Annotated in this window: 3 protein-coding genes; 1 reads left to right on the top strand and 2 read right to left on the bottom strand. The window is 71.5% G+C overall.

Annotation, left to right across the window (positions count from 1 at the left end):
- The coding region (locus tag AC27IQ_RS24170) for a helix-turn-helix domain-containing protein (protein WP_487091082.1) at window positions 1-190 on the bottom strand (190 nt) is incomplete at its 3' end.
- Window positions 191-307: 117 nt separating this feature from the next.
- Between AC27IQ_RS24170 and AC27IQ_RS24165 the strand changes: the two genes are divergently transcribed.
- Window positions 308-784, top strand: coding sequence for a PACE efflux transporter (locus AC27IQ_RS24165; protein WP_272569841.1), 477 nt, complete (start codon window positions 308-310; stop codon window positions 782-784).
- A 63-nt stretch (window positions 785-847) separates the two neighbouring features.
- Here the strand turns inward: AC27IQ_RS24165 and AC27IQ_RS24160 are convergent, their stop codons facing one another.
- Window positions 848-1474, bottom strand: a complete 627-nt coding sequence (locus AC27IQ_RS24160; protein ID WP_487091081.1) for a hypothetical protein — start codon at window positions 1472-1474, stop codon at window positions 848-850.
- Window positions 1475-1599 lie beyond the last annotated feature (125 nt).

Below are 1599 nucleotides of genomic sequence, written 5' to 3'. Positions count from 1 at the left end.
GGGCCGCGGCGGTGGGACGGGGCTCGCGGCCGGTGCGGTCGAACAGCGGCACGGCCAGCTCGGCTTCGAGGTGGGCGATGGTCATGCTCACGGCCGAGGGCACGCGCGACAGGGCCCGCGCCGCGGCCGAGAACGAGCCTTGGTCCAGCACGGCCAGAAACACCTGCACGCTGTCGGAAGAGAACGCCATGGGGCCGGAGTATCTATCAATAAAACTGAAACAAGCTGACTTTATGTATCAGCCTGGCACACATACAGTGGCCCCATGTCCACGCACACCGCCCCCGCTACCCACCGCCCCACCGGCCTGCAAGGCCTGCCGCGCCGCGTTCTCTACGTCACCCTGTACGAGCTGATCGCCATCGTGGCCGCCACGGCGGCGCTGGCTTGGCTCACGGGGCAGGGGCCGGGGCATTCGGGCGTGGTCGCGGTGGCCGCCTCGGCCATCGCGGTGGTGTGGAACCTCGTGTTCAATTGGGCGTTCGAGCGCTGGGAGGCGCGCCAGCCGGTGCGCGGGCGCAGCACGGCGCGCCGCATCGCCCATGCCATCGGGTTCGAGGGCGGCCTGGTCTTCACCCTGGTGCCGCTGTTCGCCTGGTGGTTCAAGGTCAGCCTGTGGCAGGCCTTCGTGATGGACCTGGGGCTGATCGCCTTCTTTCTTTGCTACACCTTCGTCTTCAACTGGGGCTTCGACCGCATCTTCGGCCTGCCGGCATCGGCCCAGGCGGGGCCGTCCGGCGTTCAGGCCACCACGCAGGCCACCCCCCAGACCGTGATTCAGTGATTCAGTAAGGCAGCGCGAAGCCGTTGCGCCCGGCGTTGATGCGCGTGGCCGTGGGGGTGCCGTTCACCTCCTGCGCGGTGAGCGACACGCTGCGCCCGGCACCAGCAGGCTGCGGTCGCCGCCGCGGAAGGTCACCACCGGCGCGCCGAACGGCACGATGACGGTCTTCTCGCCACCCTGGTAGGTGAGCTTCAGCGTGCGGCCCTTGGCGGCCCCGCCGGCGGCATCGGACACGCCTGCCACGTCGGCCACGGTGGCGTTGGTCATGGTGCTCTGGGGCTGCAGGTCGAACGGGCGGTGGCCCTCGCCGGCCCCGCGCGCGGATTCGGGGAACACCGTGACGGCGATGGCGCGCTGGGTGCCGTCCGCCTGGGGCAGCGCGGCCGTGCCGATGAAGCTGCCCGGCTGGATGTCCGCCAGCGCGATCGGATAGACCTCCTGCACCACCAGCGTGGGCGAAAGCGCCAGCGTGACCGTCTGCCCGCCGCGTTCCTTGACGGTGAGCGAAGTGGGCGTGGCGGCTTCGATGGTGCCGCGCAGGCGCACGGTCTGGGCGGGGGCAGCGGCGGGGGATGCCGCCGTGGGCGCTGCGGCCGGGGCCGTCTGGGCCGTGGCCGCGCCGGCGCCCAGGATCAGGGTGGCCGCCACGAAGAGCGGGGACAGGCGTGCAGGGGCGAGAAGGGGCTTCATGGCGTGGCGCGGCGGCGTGCAGTGAAAGAGGCTGCCCATGATGCCCGAAGCGCCCGGGCCAGGCGTTGCCGGGCGTTTCAGTGCGCCGCGCCGGCGCCGAAGCGAAAGCTCGACGCCGTCACGCC

This window comes from Acidovorax sp. KPB24-07 (assembly GCF_057543315.1).
Note: the sequence above shows the minus strand (reverse complement) of the source record. Positions and strands in the feature narration are given on the sequence as shown.